The organism is Streptomyces sp. NPDC101132 (genome assembly GCF_044759225.1).
Classification (GTDB): domain Bacteria; phylum Actinomycetota; class Actinomycetes; order Streptomycetales; family Streptomycetaceae; genus Streptomyces.
The window spans coordinates 293,209-309,965 of the sequence record NZ_JBIVYX010000009.1; the positions used below are offsets into that span (position 1 = coordinate 293,209).

15 protein-coding genes and 1 pseudogene are annotated in these 16,757 nt (G+C 74.7%); 8 read left to right on the forward strand and 8 right to left on the reverse strand.

The features are described from left to right. Window positions 1-29: 29 nt before the first annotated feature. Window positions 30-590: a hypothetical protein gene (locus ACIQUR_RS22480; RefSeq protein ID WP_403666901.1), complete on the reverse strand. Its 561-nt coding sequence runs from the start codon at window positions 588-590 to the stop codon at window positions 30-32. A 192-nt stretch (window positions 591-782) separates the two neighbouring features. Here ACIQUR_RS22480 and ACIQUR_RS22485 point away from each other — a divergent pair, with 192 nt between their 5' ends. Next, window positions 783-2,162 (forward strand): glutamate decarboxylase, encoded by a 1,380-nt coding sequence (locus ACIQUR_RS22485; RefSeq protein ID WP_403666903.1) that lies wholly within the window; start codon window positions 783-785, stop codon window positions 2,160-2,162. A gap of 94 nt (window positions 2,163-2,256) precedes the next feature. Here the strand turns inward: ACIQUR_RS22485 and ACIQUR_RS22490 are convergent, their stop codons facing one another. Together ACIQUR_RS22490 and ACIQUR_RS22495 are read right to left on the reverse strand one after the other, a co-directional pair. Continuing rightward, window positions 2,257-2,874 carry a LysE family translocator gene (locus ACIQUR_RS22490; protein WP_403666906.1) on the reverse strand — a complete coding sequence of 206 codons (618 nt, stop codon included), beginning with the start codon at window positions 2,872-2,874 and terminating at the stop codon, window positions 2,257-2,259. Window positions 2,875-3,286: 412 nt separating this feature from the next. Next, window positions 3,287-4,516, reverse strand: a complete 1,230-nt coding sequence (locus tag ACIQUR_RS22495) for an ROK family protein (RefSeq protein WP_403666909.1) — start codon at window positions 4,514-4,516, stop codon at window positions 3,287-3,289. Between the two features lie 339 nt (window positions 4,517-4,855). Between ACIQUR_RS22495 and ACIQUR_RS22500 the strand changes: the two genes are divergently transcribed. The 6 genes and pseudogenes from ACIQUR_RS22500 to ACIQUR_RS22525 all read left to right on the forward strand — a co-directional run bounded on the left by ACIQUR_RS22500 (window position 4,856) and on the right by ACIQUR_RS22525 (window position 11,038). Continuing rightward, the gene (locus tag ACIQUR_RS22500) at window positions 4,856-5,812 is read left to right on the forward strand and encodes a TauD/TfdA dioxygenase family protein (protein ID WP_403666911.1); all 957 of its coding nucleotides are present in this window, start codon (window positions 4,856-4,858) and stop codon (window positions 5,810-5,812) included. Window positions 5,813-6,029: 217 nt separating this feature from the next. After that, window positions 6,030-6,583: pseudogene (ssuE, locus tag ACIQUR_RS22505) on the forward strand (NADPH-dependent FMN reductase). 86 nt (window positions 6,584-6,669) lie between these two features. Continuing rightward, on the forward strand, window positions 6,670-7,701 hold the full coding sequence (locus ACIQUR_RS22510) for an ABC transporter substrate-binding protein (protein ID WP_403666914.1): 1,032 nt from the start codon (window positions 6,670-6,672) through the stop codon (window positions 7,699-7,701). 3 nt (window positions 7,702-7,704) lie between these two features. Further along, complete coding sequence (locus ACIQUR_RS22515) at window positions 7,705-8,526, forward strand: ABC transporter ATP-binding protein (RefSeq protein ID WP_403666917.1); 822 nt, start codon at window positions 7,705-7,707, stop codon at window positions 8,524-8,526. After that, the gene (locus ACIQUR_RS22520; RefSeq protein WP_403666919.1) at window positions 8,523-9,569 is read left to right on the forward strand and encodes an ABC transporter permease; all 1,047 of its coding nucleotides are present in this window, start codon (window positions 8,523-8,525) and stop codon (window positions 9,567-9,569) included. The genes ACIQUR_RS22515 and ACIQUR_RS22520 overlap by 4 nt, the downstream gene beginning before the upstream one ends. Window positions 9,570-9,697: 128 nt before the next feature. Further along, window positions 9,698-11,038: an LLM class flavin-dependent oxidoreductase gene (locus tag ACIQUR_RS22525; protein WP_403666921.1), complete on the forward strand. Its 1,341-nt coding sequence runs from the start codon at window positions 9,698-9,700 to the stop codon at window positions 11,036-11,038. Here ACIQUR_RS22525 and ACIQUR_RS22530 read toward each other — a convergent pair. From ACIQUR_RS22530 to ACIQUR_RS22545, 4 genes are all read right to left on the reverse strand, one after another. Beyond that, a complete protein-coding gene (locus tag ACIQUR_RS22530; RefSeq protein WP_403666924.1) occupies window positions 11,010-12,005 on the reverse strand; it encodes an SCO0930 family lipoprotein in 996 nt (331 codons plus the stop codon). The genes ACIQUR_RS22525 and ACIQUR_RS22530 overlap by 29 nt on opposite strands. A gap of 138 nt (window positions 12,006-12,143) precedes the next feature. Beyond that, the gene (locus ACIQUR_RS22535; protein ID WP_403666927.1) at window positions 12,144-12,869 is read right to left on the reverse strand and encodes an anti-sigma factor family protein; all 726 of its coding nucleotides are present in this window, start codon (window positions 12,867-12,869) and stop codon (window positions 12,144-12,146) included. Then, complete coding sequence (locus ACIQUR_RS22540; RefSeq protein ID WP_403666929.1) at window positions 12,866-13,447, reverse strand: sigma-70 family RNA polymerase sigma factor; 582 nt, start codon at window positions 13,445-13,447, stop codon at window positions 12,866-12,868. The genes ACIQUR_RS22535 and ACIQUR_RS22540 overlap by 4 nt, the downstream gene beginning before the upstream one ends. A 56-nt stretch (window positions 13,448-13,503) precedes the next feature. After that, the gene (locus tag ACIQUR_RS22545) at window positions 13,504-14,475 is read right to left on the reverse strand and encodes a DUF1996 domain-containing protein (protein ID WP_403666932.1); all 972 of its coding nucleotides are present in this window, start codon (window positions 14,473-14,475) and stop codon (window positions 13,504-13,506) included. 209 nt (window positions 14,476-14,684) lie between these two features. Here ACIQUR_RS22545 and ACIQUR_RS22550 point away from each other — a divergent pair, with 209 nt between their 5' ends. After that, on the forward strand, window positions 14,685-15,659 hold the full coding sequence (locus ACIQUR_RS22550) for a tellurite resistance/C4-dicarboxylate transporter family protein (RefSeq protein ID WP_403666936.1): 975 nt from the start codon (window positions 14,685-14,687) through the stop codon (window positions 15,657-15,659). On the opposite strand, the gene ACIQUR_RS22555 is transcribed toward ACIQUR_RS22550, so the two are convergent. Continuing rightward, window positions 15,629-16,738, reverse strand: coding sequence for an aryl-sulfate sulfotransferase (locus ACIQUR_RS22555; protein WP_403666939.1), 1,110 nt, complete (start codon window positions 16,736-16,738; stop codon window positions 15,629-15,631). The genes ACIQUR_RS22550 and ACIQUR_RS22555 overlap by 31 nt on opposite strands. Window positions 16,739-16,757 lie beyond the last annotated feature (19 nt).

Sequence of the window (16,757 nt, forward strand, 5' to 3'; positions counted from 1 at the left end):
CCCCGGACATCCGGCAACCCCGGCCACGGCTACAGGCCGCGGGTGGTGGCTGTGGTGATTGCCCGGGTGAGGAGGCGGAGCGGGATGGTGGGGGAGCCGAAGGCGTCGTTGAAGTGCGGGACCGAGGGGACGTCGGCGCCGAAGGTGCGGCGGATGGTGTCCAGCAGGACGTCGGCGGCGTCGCCCTCCAGGCGGGGGTCGCCGTGGGCCTCGGCGCGCAGGGCGCCGAGGAGGCAGCGCGCGCCGTCCTCGTCGACCAGGCGGCCGGTGCACCAGCCGCGGGTGGCCAGGCGGTGGTGGGCGCGCTGGAGGAGTGCGGCGACGGGGGTCGGGTGCGTCTCCGCCGGGGAGTCGGGCGGCGGTGGCGGTGCGAGGGGGAGCGTGACGACGTCGGCCAGGTCGAGCGGCTCGGTGGCGAGGTGTGCCGTGTTGACCTCGTAGGCGACCGCGGCCTCGGCCAGCCGGGCGGTCATCGTCGCGTCGGCCAGGGCGAGCCGGTCCTCCAGCGTCGGGCCGGGGGCACGGGCGGCATCGGGTGCGGGCGGGCGGACGGTGGTGCCGGTGGGGGCCGGGGGGTGGTGCAGGGGCATCGTGGCTCCGGGCGGGTGGACGTGCGGGCCGCGCGTGGGTGGTTCGTGTGATGATCGGGGGTTTTGTGGCGTTCTGCGCTCCGAGGCGCGCCGCGGGCCGCGCGTTCATCCGTACGGCTCATCGGGCGGGCGGGTGGCGGGCCGGTGGGCCAGCATCGGTCCGGTGGATGCCGACCGAGCGGAGGAGCCGCCATGGCCTTGCACGAGACGAAGCGGGACGCGACCGCCGCGTTCGCTGACATCTACGCGACCCCGATCAGCCGCGCGGCCCTGCCCAAGCTGAGCATGCCCGACGGCACCGCCGACCCCCGGATCATCCGCGCCCTCATCGAGGACGAACTCGCCCTGGACGGGAACGCGGCGCAGAACCTGGCGACCTTCTGCACCACCTGGAGCGAGCCCGAGGTGCACGCGCTCATGGACGCGTGCCTCAACAAGAACATGATCGACAAGGACGAGTACCCGCAGACCGCGGAGATCGAGTCCCGTTGCGTGCACATCCTGGCCGACCTCTGGCACGCTCCCGAGGGCACCAGCACCATGGGCTGTTCCACCACCGGCTCCAGCGAGGCGGCCATGCTCGGCGGCCTCGCCCTGAAGTGGCGCTGGCGCGCCCGCCGCGAGGCCGAGGGCAAGCCGACGGACCGGCCGAACCTGGTGTGCGGGCCGGTCCAGGTGTGCTGGGAGAAGTTCGCCACCTACTTCGACGTCGAGCTGCGCCAGGTGCCGCTGGAGCCCGACGCCACCGGACTGCAGCCGCACCAGCTGCGCGAGTACGTCGACGAGAACACCATCGGCGTGGTCGCGATCCTGGGCGTCACGTACACCTGCGACTACGAGCCGGTCGAGGCCATCGCCGCCGAACTCGACGCGATCCAGGCGGAGACGGGCCTGGACGTGCCGGTGCACGTGGACGCGGCCAGCGGCGGTTTCGTCGCGCCGTTCCTCCAGCCCGACCTGCCCTGGGACTTCCGGGTGCCCCGGGTCGTGTCGATCAACGCCTCGGGGCACAAGTACGGCATGGCGCCGCTCGGCGTCGGCTGGATCGTGTGGCGCTCGGCCGAGCACCTGCCGGACGAGCTGGTCTTCAAGGTCAGCTACCTCGGCGGCGACATGCCGACCTTCGCCCTCAACTTCTCCCGCCCCGGCGGCTCGGTGATCGCCCAGTACTACGTCATGCTGCGGCTCGGCCGCGAGGGATACCGGGCCGTGTACGAGGCGGCCGCGGCCAGCGCGCGGGCGCTCGGCGAGGCGGTGGCCGGCATGGGCCCCTTCCGGCTGCTGTACGACGGCCGGGGCGGGCTGCCGGCGGTGTCGTGGACGCTGGCCGACGCGAACGCGCCGTTCACCCTGTACGAGCTGAGCGACCAGCTGCGGCTGCGCGGCTGGCAGGTCCCCTCGTACCCGCTGCCGCCGGCCCGGGAGGAGACGGTGATCCAGCGCGTCCTGATCCGGCACGGCATCAGCCGCGACAAGGTGGCCCTGCTCGCGGCGGACCTGGGCGCCGCGGTGGAGCGGCTGACCGCGGCCGCGGGGGGCGTCCCGCCGGCGCAGCCGAGCTTCCACCACTGAGGGGTGGGTGGCGGGTTCCCGGCCCGGGTCGTCGCGCGGCGACGGCCCGGGCCTTCGCCGTACGCCGCGTGCCCCGTGCCCGAGCCCCGCCGCGTCAGTGGGCCGTCGCCGCCAGCCGCAGCCCGAACGCGATGAGCACCACCCCCGTGAGGCGGTCCAGCGCGCGCCGGACCGCGGGGCGGGACAGCTGGGCCCGGGCGCGGGACAGCAGGAGCACGTACCCGCCCAGCCAGGCCACCGTGAGCCCGGCGTGCAGCGTCACGAGCAGCGCCATCCCGGCGGACGGCGGCAGGCCCGCGGGGGCCAGCGCGGGCAGCAGGCCCGTGTAGAACACCGCGATCTTCGGGTTGAGGAGGTTGCCCACCAGCCCGGTACGCCAGGGATTGCCCCGCACCGCGGGGGCGGCGTCCTGGCCGGCGCCCGCGGACCGACCGCCCCGCCGCAGCGCCCCGATGCCGAGCACCACCAAGTACGCGGCGCCCAGCACCCGTACCACCAGGGCCGCCCCCGCCGAGGCGGCCAGCAGCGCCGCGAGGCCCGCCACCGTGAGCGCGCCCCACACCAGCAGGCCGGCCGCGACGCCGCCCACGGTGCGCAGCGCGTCACCGGGACCCGAGCCGACGGCCTGACGCGTGACCAGCGCCAGGTCGGGCCCGGGCACCACGGTCAGCAGGGCCAGCACCCCGGCCGCCACCAGCAGCTGCCCGCCCATCACCGCGCCGCCCCGCGCCCGAACGCGCCGCCCCGGCAGAACGCTGCGGAAAGGACACGGGGCAGCGCCGCGGATGCGCCTGGCGGTGCGGAGAAGGGGCCGGACAGCGCCGAGAGCGTGCCGGGCCTTGCCGCCAAGGGGCCGGGCAGCGCCGGGAAGGTGCCGGGCGGTGCGGAGGAGGGGCCGGGCGGTGCCCCGAGGGAGCCGGTTTCGGTCATGCGCCCAGGCTCGGTCACGCCGGCCCGCCCGGTCCAGCGAGTTGCCCGGCCGGACGGGCAGCGGCCGACGGGGTGCGCCGGCCTTACGGCCGGCCCCACGGCAGCGGGAGGCAGGGCGGTACGACCGGCGGAACCGGGCGCACGGCAGCGGTCCGCGGGGTGGTGTCGTCGGCGGGGCCGGCTCGTGGGGGCGGTCAGCACGGTGGCAGGGGCGGGGCGGTCGGCAGGGCGTAGCCGGCCGGGTCGGCGAACAGGGGGTGCAGGAGGACCGTCGCGGACGCCACCGCCAGTACGTCGGGACCCGCGTGCGGGGTGACGATGCGCTCCGGGTCGCCGCACACCCGGGAGTGCGCCAGTGCCTGCTCGCGGACCTCCTCCAGGTACTCCGGATCGGCCAGGCACGCCTGCTCCGTGACGACGGCCAGATCCGGGTTGACCACGTCGATCAGCAGCGCCAGGGCGCGCCCCACCGCCCGGGCCCGCTCGCGCAGCAGCTCCCTGGCCTCCGCGTGCCCGTCGGCCGCGGCGGCCGTCAGCGCCGTGGCGTCCGGCCGCGGGAGGATGCCGCGCCGCACCGCCTCCGCGGCCACGGCGGTGTCCGACGCGGTGGCGCCCAGGCAGCCCGCACGCCCGCACGCGCACGGCGTGCGCGATCCCGGCACCGGCAGGTGGGCCACGTCGCCGGCACCCGCGCCCGGCCCCTGGTGGATCACCCCGGCGATGCCGAAGGCGGCGTCCACCACGTTCCCGACGAACAGGTGCACCAGGCTGCGCCGGGCCTCCGGGCGGCCGAACAGGATCTCCGACTGGGCCACCGCCCGGGCGTGGTTGTCCAGCCGCACCGGCAGCTCCAGCCGGCCGGCCAGCTCGGCGGCGAGCGGGCGGTCGTACCAGCCGAGCGCGTCGTGCCGGACCACCACCCCCTCGGCCGGCCGCACCCAGCGCCCGATCGCGGCGCCCACCCCGAGCACCGGCCGGCCGCCCGCGCACCCCGCCAGCAGCTCCCGCAGCGCGCCCGCCGCCCGGACCGGGATCTCGTCCGTGCCGAGGCCGTCGTGCCGGAGGGTGTGCCGGGCGAGCACCCGCCCCCGCAGGTCGACCACGCCCAGGGTGGAGCCGGGCACCCCGATGTGCAGGGCTCCGGCCACCGGTCCCGCGGTCTCACCGGTGTGCAGGTCCAGCGGCACCTGGGGGCGCCCGGCCCCGGCCGAGGCCAGGCCCGGGAGTTCGCGCAGCAGGCCCAGTCTGAGCAGTTCGGTGGACTGACGGGAGACCGCCGCCGGGCTCAGCCCCGAGAGGCGGGCGATGGCGCCGCGGGCGACCGGGCCGCCGTCGAGCACGGTGCGCAGCACGGCCGCCGCGTTGGCCTCGCGGCGCCCGTCGCCGGTCCTGCGCGGACCCCGTCCGGTTCCGGTGAGTGTCACGGATTTCCTCCCGTCATGTTGCGCGCCATTGCGGCGGCGTGAAATCCCGGACGGCCCGCACGAGTTCGGGCACCGGCCGTACGGGCGTCGGAAACCGGCCGCATCCAGGGTGGAAAGCCCAGGTCAGAGCAGGTTGGCCGGATTCCGTCCGACCGACGGGTACGGGGCGTCGCGCGGCCTCCCGCCGCCCCGGGAAGGCCCTTGACCGCCTCCCGCGCCGCTGCCACGCTCCCGGCCAAGGCCACGCCGGTTCCGGCCACTTCCTCCTCCTCCGTCCGCACGGGTGAAGTCAACCACCCATTCCTTCCGCTGCGAAAAGAAATCAGAAGGAGCCTCCCCATGACCGCTGTCACGACCTCGGACACCACCACCGTCACCAAGATCGGCGGCCGCATCGGCGCCCTGATCGAGGGCGTCAAGCTCGGCGGTGACCTCGACGACGGAACCGTCGCCGCGATCCGCGCCGCCCTCCTCGACCACAAGGTCGTCTTCTTCCGGGGACAGGACCACCTCGACGAGGAGGGGCACGAGGCGTTCGCCCGCCTCCTCGGCACGCCCGTCGCACACCCCACCGTCCCCTCCGCCGACGGGCGTTACTCCCTCGGCATCGAGTCCCGCTACGGCGGCCGCGCCAACCAGTGGCACACCGACGTCACCTTCGTCCCCGCCTACCCGGCCTTCTCCATCCTGCGGGCCGTCACGATCCCGCCCTACGGCGGCGACACGCTGTGGGCCAACACGGCCACCGCCTACGCCCACCTGCCCGCCCCGCTGCGCACCCTCGCCGAGGGCCTGCGCGCCGTGCACACCAACGCCTACGACTACGCCGCGCTGGACCCGGAGGCGGCCCCGGAACTGCTGCGCCAGTTCCGCGAGGTGTTCAGCTCCACCACCTACCGGACCGAGCACCCGGTCGTCCGCGTGCACCCGGAGACCGGCGAGCGCACCCTGCTGCTGGGCAACTTCGTGGACCGCATCGACGGCCTCACCGCCAAGGACTCCCGCGCGCTGCTCGACGTGTTCCAGGCCCACATCGAGCGCCCGGAGAACACCGTGCGCTGGTCGTGGCAGGAGGGCGACGTCGCGATCTGGGACAACCGCGCCACCCAGCACTACGGCGTCGACGACTCCGGATCCCACGAGCGCACCCTGCGCCGCGTGACCATCGACGGCGACCTGCCGGTCGGCACCGACGGCGAGCCCTCCCGGCTGCTGGAGCCCGAGACCGTGCCCGCCCCGGCCTTCGGGGTCGCCTCCGGCGCCTCCACCGCGGGCGACGCCGCCCCGGCCGCCTGACCCCGGCGCGGGACCGCCCGCACCCGGGCGGGCGCCGCACCACCACCGGCGCCCGCCCGGGGCACCGCCCGGGGCACCCGACCGGGGCCCGCCCGGGCACCCGTCCCGGGCACCCGTCCGCGGCACCCGCCCCGGCCTCCCGCCCCGTCCCCGCCCACGGCGCCCGCGCGCCCTGACCCGACACCGCCCGACCCCGGCCCGTACCAGAGGAGCCCCCGTGTCCCAGCTGCTCGCCCTGTCCGCCAGCCCGTCGGCCGCCTCCCGCACCGCCCTGGTCGCCGACCACGTCGTCGACCGCCTCTCGCTCGGCGGCTTCCCGGCCGCCCACCTGCCCCTGCGCCACCTGCCGGCGGACGAGCTCCTCGCGGCCCGCACCGACGGCGAGGCGATCAAGCGGGCGGTGGAGGCGGTGGCCGCCGCGGACGGCCTGATCGTCGCCACCCCGGTCTACAAGGCCTCCTACTCCGGTCTCCTCAAGGTCTTCCTCGACCTGCTCCCGCAGGACGCCCTGCACGGCAAGACCGTCCTGCCCTGGTCACCGGCGGCTCCCTGGCCCACGTCCTGGCCATCGACTACGCGCTGCGGCCCGTGCTGTCCGCCCTCGGCGCCCGCCACGTCGTCGCCGGCCGCTTCCTGCTCGACTCGCACATCGAGCGCCTGCCCGGCGGGGTCCGGCTCCGGCCGGAGGCCGCGGTGGGCCTCGGCCAGGCCGTCGACGACTTCGTCGAGGCCCTCCCGTCCCGGCCCGCACTCGCCGGCGCGGCGCTCTGACGCTGCCCCTGCCCCTCCTGCCCCACCCGTCCCACCGCACGGCCCGTCACACCCCGCCAGCCACTCCTCCCCGAAGGACCACGCACATGCATCTCGCCACGGCCCCGAACCGGCGCCAGTTCCTCGCCCTGCTCGGCATCTCGGCGGCCGCGGTCAGCTGCGGCCGGGCCGAAGCGGGCGGCAGCGGCGGCAAGGGCAGCCAGACCCGCACCCTGCGCTACCAGGGCGCGGCCGGCGCCGTCACGCTCCCCGAACTCGCCGAGGACCTGGGCTATCTGGGCGACGTCAAGCTCGAATGGGTCGGCAACACGATCAGCGGCCCCCAGGACATCCAGTCCGCCGCGACCGGCCAGACCGACTTCGGCGGCGCCTTCAACGGCGCCGTGGTCAAGCTCGCCGCCCAGGGCGCCCCCGTCAAGGCCGTCATCAGCTATTACGGCTCCGACCAGTACGCGTACAGCGGCTTCTACGTGCGGGAGGACAGCCCCATCCGCACCCCGCGCGACCTGATCGGCAAGAAGGTCGGCATGAACACCCTCGGCGCCCACTCCGAGGCCATGCTGGAGATCTACCTGGAGCGCAACGGCCTCAGCCGCGCCGAGATCGACAAGGTCGAGGCCCTGGTGGTGCCGCCCGTCAACACCGAGCAGTCGCTGCGGCAGCGGCAGATCCAGGTCGGCGTGCTCGGCGGCATCCTGCGCGACAAGGCCCTGGCCACGGGCGGCATCCGGCCCCTGTTCACGGACTTCCAGCTGCTCGGGGCGTTCAGCGCCGGCACGTACGTGATGACCGACCGGTTCCTGAAGGCCAACCCGGACACCGCCCGCACCTTCGTCACCGGCGTCGCGAAGGCCATCGAGTGGTCCCGCACTACCCCGCGCGACCAGGTGGTGGCCCGGATGACGGAGATCGTCCGCAAGCGCGGCCGCAACGAGGACCCGGCGGCGCTGAAGTTCTGGCGCTCGTACGGCGTCGCCGAGACCGGCGGCCGCATCGACGACAAGGCCTTCCAGCTGTGGATCGACTGGCTCGGCAAGCGCGGTGACGTCCCCCAGGGCAAGTTCACCGCCCGCGACCTCTACACCAACGACTACAACGCCTACGGCAAGGCGGGCTGAGCCATGACCTCCTCCACCACCCCGAAGATCGTCTTCGAAGGGGTGACCAAGACCTTCCCCGTGAAGGGCGGCGGCCCCGAGTTCACCGCCCTGGACGGCATCGACCTCTCCATCGCTCCCGGCGAGTTCACCGTGGTCGTCGGCCCCAGCGGCTGCGGCAAGTCCACCCTCCTCGACCTCCTCGGCGGACTCACCCGGCCCTCCGCCGGCCGGGTGCTGCTCGACGGCAAGCCCGTCACGGGCCCCGGCCTCGACCGCGGCATCGTCTTCCAGCAGTACGCCCTGCTGCCCTGGCGCACCGCGCTCGGCAACGTGTCCTTCGGCCTGGAGGCCACCGGCGTACCGCGTCGCGAACGTGCCGGACGCGCCCGCGCCCACCTCGAACTCGTCGGCCTCTCCGGCTTCGAGGACCGGCACCCGCACGAGCTGTCCGGCGGCATGCGCCAGCGCGTCGCGATCGCCCGCAGCCTCGCCTACGACCCCGACGTCCTGCTGATGGACGAGCCGTTCGCCGCGCTCGACGCGCAGACCCGCGAGTCGCTCCAGGACGAGCTGCTGCGCATCTGGGAGCGCACCGGCAAGACCATCGTGTTCATCACCCACAGCATCGACGAGGCCGTCCACCTCGGCCAGCGGGTCGCCGTCCTGACCTCCCGGCCCGGCCGGGTCAAGGAGGTCGTCCCGGTCTCCTTCGGCTCCCGGGACACCACCGAGGACGTGCGCTCCAGCCCGGAGTTCGCCGCCCATCGCCGGCGGATCTGGGAACTGCTCCACGACGAGGTCGCCCGCGCCCAGCAGCTGGAGAAGGAGGCAGTGGCCGCATGAGCCAGACCCTGAACCCCGCGAAGACCACCGACGAGACCGCCACCGGGACCGCCACCGGGACCGCCACCGGAACCGCCACCGGGACCGCCACCGGAACCGGCGACGGGACGGCCACCGACGACACCGCCGCCGGGACGACAGCGGCCGCGGCCGACCACACCGCTGCCGCCGACCTCGACACGGCACCGGCCGCCACCACCGAGGCGGTTCCCGCGACCCAGCCCCCGACCCCGCCCGCCGCGGCGCCGCACCGCCGCCCGTCCCGCACCCGCCGCGTCCTCACCACCCTGCGGAACGCCGCCCTGAAGTCGGCCGCGGTCCTCGCGCTGCTGCTGCTCTGGGAGGCCGCCCCGCGCCTGGGCCTGGTGGACCGGACCTTCCTGCCGCCCTTCAGCGAGGTGGCCCAGGCCTGGTGGGGGCTGGCCGCCGACGGTCAGCTGGCCGAGAACACCCGCGCCAGCCTCGTCCGTTCGCTGGCCGGCTTCGGCATCGCCGTCGGCATCGCCGTACCCCTCGGGCTGCTGATCGGCTGGTACCGGCCGGTCGCCGACCTGCTCAACCCGCTGCTGGAGGTGTTCCGCAACACCGCGGCGCTCGCCCTGCTGCCCGTCTTCGTGCTGCTCCTCGGCATCGGCGAGACCTCGAAGATCTCCATCGTCGTCTACGCCTGCACCTGGCCCGTGCTGCTGAACACCATCAGCGCCGTGCGCACCGCGGACCCGACCCTGGTCAAGCTGGCCCGGTCGATGGACCTGCCCACCCACCAGCTGTTCGCCAAGGTGATCCTGCCCTCCTCCGTGCCGGCCGTGTTCACCGGCGTCCGGCTGGCCGGGGCGGTGTCCATCCTGGTGCTGGTCGCCGCCGAGATGATCGGCGCCAAGGCCGGCCTCGGCTACCTCGTCAACGCCTCGCAGTTCAACTTCGCCATCCCGCAGATGTACGCCGGGATCATCACCATCTCCGCCATCGGCCTGGGCTTCAACCAGGTCCTCGTCACCATCGAGCGCCGCCTGACCGCGTGGCGCGTCCCGCTCACCGCCTGAGCCCGCGCACCGGGCCCGCGGACCACCGCGCACCGGGCCCGCGTACCACCGCGCACCGGGCCCGCGTACCACCGCGCGCTCCCACGTCACCTCCACCCCACCCCACCCACCACCCGAGGACGGCCGGCATGCCCCGACAGCTCCACCTCAACGCCTTCCTGATGAACGCGGGACACCACGACGCCGCCTGGCGCCACCCGCGCACCCAGCCCGAACGCGTCACCGACCTGCGCTACTTCCAGGAACTCGCCCGCACCGCCGAACGCGGGCTGCTCGACTCGGTCTTCCTGGCCGACGGCGTCGCCCTCTGGGGCAAGGTCCGCCACAACGCGCTCGGCGGCTTCGAGCCCCTCACCCTGCTCTCCGCCCTGGCCGCCGTCACCGAGCACGTCGGCCTGATCGCCACGGTCTCCACCACCTTCAACGAGCCGTACCACACGGCCCGCAAGTTCGCCTCGCTCGACCACCTCAGCGGCGGCCGGGCCGGCTGGAACATCGTCACCTCCGGCTCCGTCGACGAGGCCCGCAACTTCAACCGCGAGGAGCACCTCGACCACGCCGTCCGCTACTCCAGGGCCCGCGAGTTCGTCGACGTGACCACCAAGCTGTGGGACAGCTGGGAGGACGACGCGATCCTCGTCGACCGGGAGCGCGGCGTGTACGCCGACACCGACAAGGTCCGCGCCATCGGGCACAAGGGCGAGCACTTCTCGGTCCAGGGGGCCCTCAACGTGCCCCGGCCGCCCCAGGGTTACCCGCTGCTCGTGCAGGCCGGCTCCTCCGAGGACGGCAAGGAGTTCGCCGCCCAGTACGCGGAGGCCGTCTTCACCGCCCAGCAGACCCTGGCCGACGCCCAGGCCTTCGCCAAGGACCTCAGGTCCCGGCTGCCCCGGTACGGCAGGACCGACGACCAGCTGCTGATCCTCCCGGGCATCGCCCCGGTCATCGGATCCACGGAGGCCGAGGCGCGCGCCCTGGAGCAGGAGCTCACCGACCTCCAGGTCCCGGAGTACGGGCTGGCCCAGCTGTCCGGGATGCTCGGCACCGACCTCACCGGGCTGCCGCTGGACGGTCCCCTCCCCGAGCTGCCGGAGGAGAAGGACATCAACGGCAACAAGAGCCGCTTCACGCTGGTCGCCGAACTGGCCCGGCGCGACGGGCTCACCCTGCGCGAACTGATCGCGCGGCTCGGCGGCGGCCGGGGGCACCGCGTGGTCGCGGGCACCCCCGAGCACATCGCCGACGAGATCGAGGAGTGGTTCCGGGCGGGCGCGGCGGACGGCTTCAACATCATGCCGCCGTACCTGCCCGGGGGCCTGGAGGTCTTCGTGGACGAGGTGGTGCCCCTGCTCCAGGCCCGTGAGCTGTTCCGTACGGAGTACACCGGCCGGACGCTGCGGGAGCACTACGGGCTCGCCCGCCCCGCCAACCGGCTGGCGGTCACTTCGCCAGCTTCCCCTGCGGCGTGACCGCGAACCAGGTGCCGCCGACGCCCTGGCCGTTGACCTGGCCGGGCGCGGTGTCGCCGGTGAACCAGTACAGCGGCCAGCAGTCGATGGCCAGCTGCTTGCCGCCGTCGGCGCGGGTGTAGACGGACAGCAGCTTGGGGTCCACGCCCTTGACGTCGTTCACGTCGACGGGCTTGGCGGGCTTCCACTTCTCCAGGCAGGCGCCCTGGCAGTTGGACTTCATCGGCCAGGCGGTGTCCTTGGTGAAGCGGTAGAGCGTACGGCCCTTCCCGTCCCGCAGGACGGCCCCGAGCTTCGGGTCCTCGAGGGTGGAGAGGGCGGGCAGCGCGGCGGAACCCCCGCCCACCGCGCCGCCCTGTCCTGCGCCGCCCTGCCCGGCGGTCCCGCCCTCTCCGGCGCCGGCCTGTCCGGCCTTCTTGCCCTCGGGGGTGACGGCAAACCAGGTGCCGCCGACGCCCTGCCCGTTGGTCTGGCCCGGCGCGGTGTCCTTGGCGAAGCGGTACACCGGCCAGCCGCCGATGGTCAGCTGCTTCGTGCCGTCCGCCCGGTCCACGGAGCCCACGGCCCCCTTCGGGACCGCACCCGGCAGGGTGGAGCCGGCGGGCACCGGGGGCCAGGCGGTGGCGCAGGCGCCCGCGCAGTTGGAGCGGGAGGGGGAGGCGGTGTCCTTGTCGAAGCGGTAGAGGGTGAATCCGGCCGAGTCGGCCACCAGGGTGCCGAGCTTGGCGTCCTGGCGGACGGCGAGCGGGCCGGAGGCGGTCCCGGCACCACCGCCGCCGCCCGCGGAGCCGTAGGCCCCGTCGCCGTACCCGCCGTCCCCGTACCCGCCGGCGGCACCGGCCGCCTTCGCCGGGGCCTGGGCACCGGCTCCCACGGGCGTGGTCCGCTCGGTGCCGCAGGCCGTCGCGCCGCCGATCAGCAGGGCCGAGGCGGCCACGGCCAGGGTGAGCTTGCGCCGGTTCGTCATGAGAACTCCCGTGATCCTGTGGTTCGTTGTGTTCTGGTCACTCATCAACCACACGCCGGCCCCCGGGAGGGGGTTCAACGGATCACGGGATTTTCTGACCGCCGCACCGGAAGGCACACCGCGGGCACCCGGACGGGGTCACAGCGGCACGGTCACGAACCGCCTCCCCGCCTCGTTCTCCACGGCCACCGCCACCACGTCCGCCGGGTCCGTCGCGGCCGAGCCGTCGAGCATCACGCCCTTGCCCTCGCCGTGGGCGGCCGTACCGACCACCCAGCCGCCCGCCGTGGTCCGCGTACCGTCACGCGCCACGACCACGATCCGGCACCGCTCACCCGGCGGCACACCGGTGACGGCCGCGTTGACCCGCACCCACTTCACCGCCGGCACGACCCGTACGGTCATCCGTGCCCCGGTACCGGGATCGGTGGCCGTGGCCAGCCGCGTCCCCGCGGGCGGCACCGGCGCGGTCGCCGTGGGAGCGGTCGGGGGCACGGCGACGTCCCGGGCCCCGTCGGAGGCCTGCGTGCCCAGCCAGAACACCGCCGCCAGGGAGGCCGCGGCGGCCACCCCGGTCAGCGCCCACCGCGTCCGCCGGGCCCGCGCCACCTCTCCCCGTACCTGCCGCAGGGTCCGCTGGAGCAACAGGTCCCCGTCCGGGGGCGGCCCCTCCAGGAACGCCTCGGGCGGCACCTCGCCGAGCGCCTCCTCCAGTTCCCGGAACGCCGCGACCTCCGCCGCGCAGTCCGTGCAGGAGGCCAGGTGCTCCTCGACCGCGCCGGCCTCCGCGTCGTCCAGCACGCCGAGGACGTACGGGCCGAGCTGTTCGTTCACGTGCCCGTTCTGGTACTGCTGCCGGTTCATGCCACCACCTCCTGGAGTCCGGCGGGCCGACGGGTGGGCCTGCTGGGTGTGTGCTCTGCCGTGAACGCCTCGCGCAGGGCGCGCAGGGCGTAGTGCGAACGGGACTTGACGGTGCCCGCCGGGATGCCGAGGGAATCGGCAGCCTCCGCGACGCTGCGCTGCCGGTAGTACAACTCCTGGAGCACCGCGCGGTGTTCCGGTGACAGGTGGTCCATCGCCGCCAGCACCGCCATCGTGTCGACCACCGAGTCGGCGTGGTCGTCCTCGACGGGATGCGTGGACGGGGAGCCCGACACCTCCCGGGGCCTGACGTTCCGCGCCCGGGTCCGGTCGATGACGATGTTCCGGGTCACGGTGAGCAGCCAGCCGCGGACCGATCCCTTTCCGTTGACCATGGCCTCGGCGTGCCGCCAGGCCCGGATGAAGGTCTCCTGCACCACGTCCTCGGCCGCGGCCCGGTCGTTTGTCAGGCGCGTCGCGTACGCCAGCAGCGCGTTGCCGTGCTCCTCGTACAGCGACCTGATCAGCGCCTCGTCGGCGGAGCCCCGCCGCGCGCGGGGCCGCAGTGGTCCGGCCATCTCACCTTCTCCCTCGCTCGGTTACGTGCGGAACACGCGCGGGGAGCGCCTCCGGTTCACCCGGATCCGGAGGAATCCGCGGACCCGCGGCAGGTACGGCCGGTGTTGATGCAGTCCACCACCCGGTCCATCGCCGCCGGGCCCATCACGTTCACGAACATGGCGTGGTCGGTCCGCGGGCTGTGCCGCTGCTCGGGGAAGGAGTCCAGCGCGAGGGGCGTCCCCGGCGGGACGGGCCCGTACACGAGGGAGAGCCGCAGGGCGGGCACCGGGAAGGTGCCCGGCGCGCACGCCCCGTTGCCGGTCGGGAAGGTGAGGTGGGACCGGTGGTCGGGGGCCGCGGTGTCCAGCCCGTTCCAGCAGCTGGGGAAGACCAGCGTGCGGGTGATCCGGTCGCCGCCGGGGCAGCGCGGGTACCGGACGGTGGCCAGGCCGGGCAGGCTCGCGCAGCCCCAGGCGGCCCGTACCCGGGAGGCGTCGGCGGCGGTGTGCGCGACCGCGTCGCCGGTGATCCCGCGCAGGAACCGCGGCATCGCCACCACCTTGCTCACCGGGTTGCCGCGGAACTCCACGGTGACGGCGGCCTCGCGCAGGATCCGGCCCGCGTTGCCGTGGTGGCCGGCGGCCCGCTCGTACGCCTCCCGGCCGGGCCGGTCGGTACGCCGCAGCACCGGCCAGTAGTACGTGGAGCGGTCCCCGTCCCGGCAGCTGGTGCCGGCCGCCGCCAGGGTCGCGTCGGTGGACGCCGCGCTGGTGGACAGGTTGCCGACGTAGGCGTGGGTGTGGTGCGCGCCGGCCCGCACGCCCGGCGAGACGACCAGGTTGTCCTCGTTGTAGTGCTCCTCCTCGTTGCGCCCGCAGTCGGCCACCACCCGGCCCGTCGAGGCGTCCGGGCCCGGCGCCACCGGCGCGTCCAGCGGCGCGGCGGGCACCTCTCCGCGCCCGGCCGCGGGCGCTCCCGCGGCGCTCAGGCACCCGCCCAGGACCAGGCACGCCAGCACCGCCGTGACCCCGCGTTCCATCCCCATGGCGGTCACCGTCCCCGGTGCCGGCCGGGCGCGTCAACCTCGTCCGGCCGATGAGACGCGGATCCGGACCGTGAGCAGCGGAAACCCGCCATCCGGCGCTTGCCGGAGGCAGGTACGCCCGACGCCGGGCCGGCGGCCGCGGAGCCGCCGGTGCCCCCGGGTGGACCACCCGGATGGCGGCACGGCCCCCGCCGGGTTCCGCTGGGAGGATGCGCGAACGTGAGCAGCAGCCGCCCCCGCACTGGTGGACCGACCTCCCGCCGGCCGCGGGAGCCTTCGTCATGGCCACCGGAATCATCTCGGTCGGCCTCCACCTCACCGGCTACGAGCCGCTCTCGCTGGTCGCCTTCGCCCTCGCGGGCGTCGCCTGGGTGCTGCTGGCCGGCGAGTTCGTCTCCCGGCTGTTCGAGGACCGGCGCCGCTGGCGCTCCGAGGCGGACACCCCGCCCGCCCTCACCGCCGTCGCCGCCACCGCGGTCCTCGGGGTGCGGGCGAGCCTGTACGACTGGCCGGGCCTCGCGTACGGGCTGCTGGCCCTGGCCACCCTGGTCTGGCCCTTCCTCCTCGTCTCCGTGATCAGGCACTGGCACCGCGGCATGCCCGGCGCCGCTTTCCTCACCTGCGTCGCCACCCAGGCCCTCGCCGTGCTCGCCGGCACCCTCTCCCTCGCCGGACACGGGGAATGGCTCGCCCGGGCCGCCCTCGCCTGCTTCCTCCTCGGCCTGGTGCTCTACGGCGAGGCGCTGGCCCGCTTCGACTTCCGGCAGGTCCGCGAGGGCCTCGGCGACCAGTGGGTGGCCGGCGGCGCGCTCGCGATCTCGGCGCTCGCGGGCTCGAAGCTGACCGCCTCGCCCGTCTTCACCGGCACCGCGCACGACGTGCTGCGCACCGCCACCCTCGTCCTGGTCGGACTCGACCTCGCCTGGTACGTGGTGCTGCTGTTCGCCGAGGCCCGCTGGCCGCGCCCCGCCTACGACATCCGCCGCTGGTCCACCGTCTTCCCCCTCGGGATGACCTCGGTGGCCTGCCTGTCCACGGCCGCGGCCACCGGCGTGGACTGGCTGGAGAGCACCGGCCGGGTGCTGCTGTGGATCGCCCTCGGCTTCTGGGTGGTGACCGCGGGCGGGCTGGTGCTCTCCGTGCGCCGCCGGAATCAGAGCCAGGGGATCTCCCCGGCCGCGTAGCGGTAGGCGCGGAAGACGGCGTTCTGCGCGCCCCGCGAGGACTCCAGGCCCACGCCCTGCCCGAAGGCGCCGAACTCGGGGACCACGAACTCCCACACCACGTCCCCGTCGGGCGTCACCTCGAACAGCCGGCCGAAGGAGCCCTCGGCGACGAAGGTGTTGCCGTTGGGCAGCCGCTGCGCGCTGGACATGTAGGGGCTGTAGAAGTTCTGCGGCGGGTTGTCCTCGTACGCCCAGACCTCCGCCCCGCTGACCGGGTCGAGCTCCAGCACCCGGGAGTAGGGCACCGAGGTGGTGTCCCGGTACGTGCCGTTGTCGAAGACCAGCACGTTCCCGCCGGGCAGCTCGTGCGGGTAGTGCTGCTGGGCGAGGACGTCGGGGCCGATGCGCCAGCGGACGGAGCCGCCGGCGCGGTCGACGGCCACCGTCGTCGAGGCGCTGCGGAAGCCGACCACCACGCCCCCGTCCGCGAGTTCGTTGACGGTGTTGGCCATGGGCCAGTGCTCGCGGGCGAAGTGCGGGTTGAGCGGGGTCTCCTCGGGGTCCAGGTGCTCGATCGCGGCCCACCGCCAGACGATCTCGCCGTCCCAGGTCAGCTCGTACACGACGTCGCCCCAGATCCGGCCGTCCGGAGCCGTGGAGCCCGGGATACCGCCGCGGATGCGGGCCGCGTCGGCGGGGGAGAGCGGTTCGACGGCGAGGATCAGCAGGTTGCCGTTGCGCAGCACCGAGGCGTCGTGGTGGTGGTACGGGTGGCGGACCTCGCGCAGCACCGTGCCGTCCGGCGCGACCTCCTGGAGGATGCCGCCGTGGTAGACGTCCCAGATCGGGAAGAGGCTCGGGCCCGAGGTGTCCTTGCCCTGGTAGAAGAGGTTGCCGTTCGGCAGCAGCCGGCCGTGGCGGCCGGGCGGGTGGGGCAGCCGCCAGGTGTGGGCGGTGCGGCCCTCGATGTCGACCAGGTGCACCTCCCCGGGGCCGGCGATGGGCGTGTAGAGGGTGTACCCGCCGAAGCTGCGGGCCGGGTCGTGCGCGCGCAGGCCGAGGCCGCGGCGGCGGAGGGTGTTCTGGTCGACGGTCACGGGTGTGGCTCCTTGGGGG

Bases quoted from the DNA above. Each gene is read 5' to 3' on its own strand.
- ACIQUR_RS22545 (WP_403666932.1), bottom strand. From the start codon at position 14,475: ATGGGGATGGAACGCGGGGTCACGGCGGTGCTGGCGTGCCTGGTCCTG.
- ACIQUR_RS22500 (WP_403666911.1), top strand. From the start codon at position 4,856: ATGACCGCTGTCACGACCTCGGACACCACCACCGTCACCAAGATCGGC.
- ACIQUR_RS22515 (WP_403666917.1), top strand. From the start codon at position 7,705: ATGACCTCCTCCACCACCCCGAAGATCGTCTTCGAAGGGGTGACCAAG.
- ACIQUR_RS22525 (WP_403666921.1), top strand. From the start codon at position 9,698: ATGCCCCGACAGCTCCACCTCAACGCCTTCCTGATGAACGCGGGACAC.
- ACIQUR_RS22480 (WP_403666901.1), bottom strand. From the start codon at position 590: ATGCCCCTGCACCACCCCCCGGCCCCCACCGGCACCACCGTCCGCCCG.
- ACIQUR_RS22530 (WP_403666924.1), bottom strand. From the start codon at position 12,005: ATGACGAACCGGCGCAAGCTCACCCTGGCCGTGGCCGCCTCGGCCCTG.
- ACIQUR_RS22510 (WP_403666914.1), top strand. From the start codon at position 6,670: ATGCATCTCGCCACGGCCCCGAACCGGCGCCAGTTCCTCGCCCTGCTC.
- ACIQUR_RS22520 (WP_403666919.1), top strand. From the start codon at position 8,523: ATGAGCCAGACCCTGAACCCCGCGAAGACCACCGACGAGACCGCCACC.
- ACIQUR_RS22540 (WP_403666929.1), bottom strand. From the start codon at position 13,447: ATGGCCGGACCACTGCGGCCCCGCGCGCGGCGGGGCTCCGCCGACGAG.
- ACIQUR_RS22550 (WP_403666936.1), top strand. From the start codon at position 14,685: ATGCGCGAACGTGAGCAGCAGCCGCCCCCGCACTGGTGGACCGACCTC.
- ACIQUR_RS22485 (WP_403666903.1), top strand. From the start codon at position 783: ATGGCCTTGCACGAGACGAAGCGGGACGCGACCGCCGCGTTCGCTGAC.
- ACIQUR_RS22490 (WP_403666906.1), bottom strand. From the start codon at position 2,874: ATGGGCGGGCAGCTGCTGGTGGCGGCCGGGGTGCTGGCCCTGCTGACC.
- ACIQUR_RS22535 (WP_403666927.1), bottom strand. From the start codon at position 12,869: ATGAACCGGCAGCAGTACCAGAACGGGCACGTGAACGAACAGCTCGGC.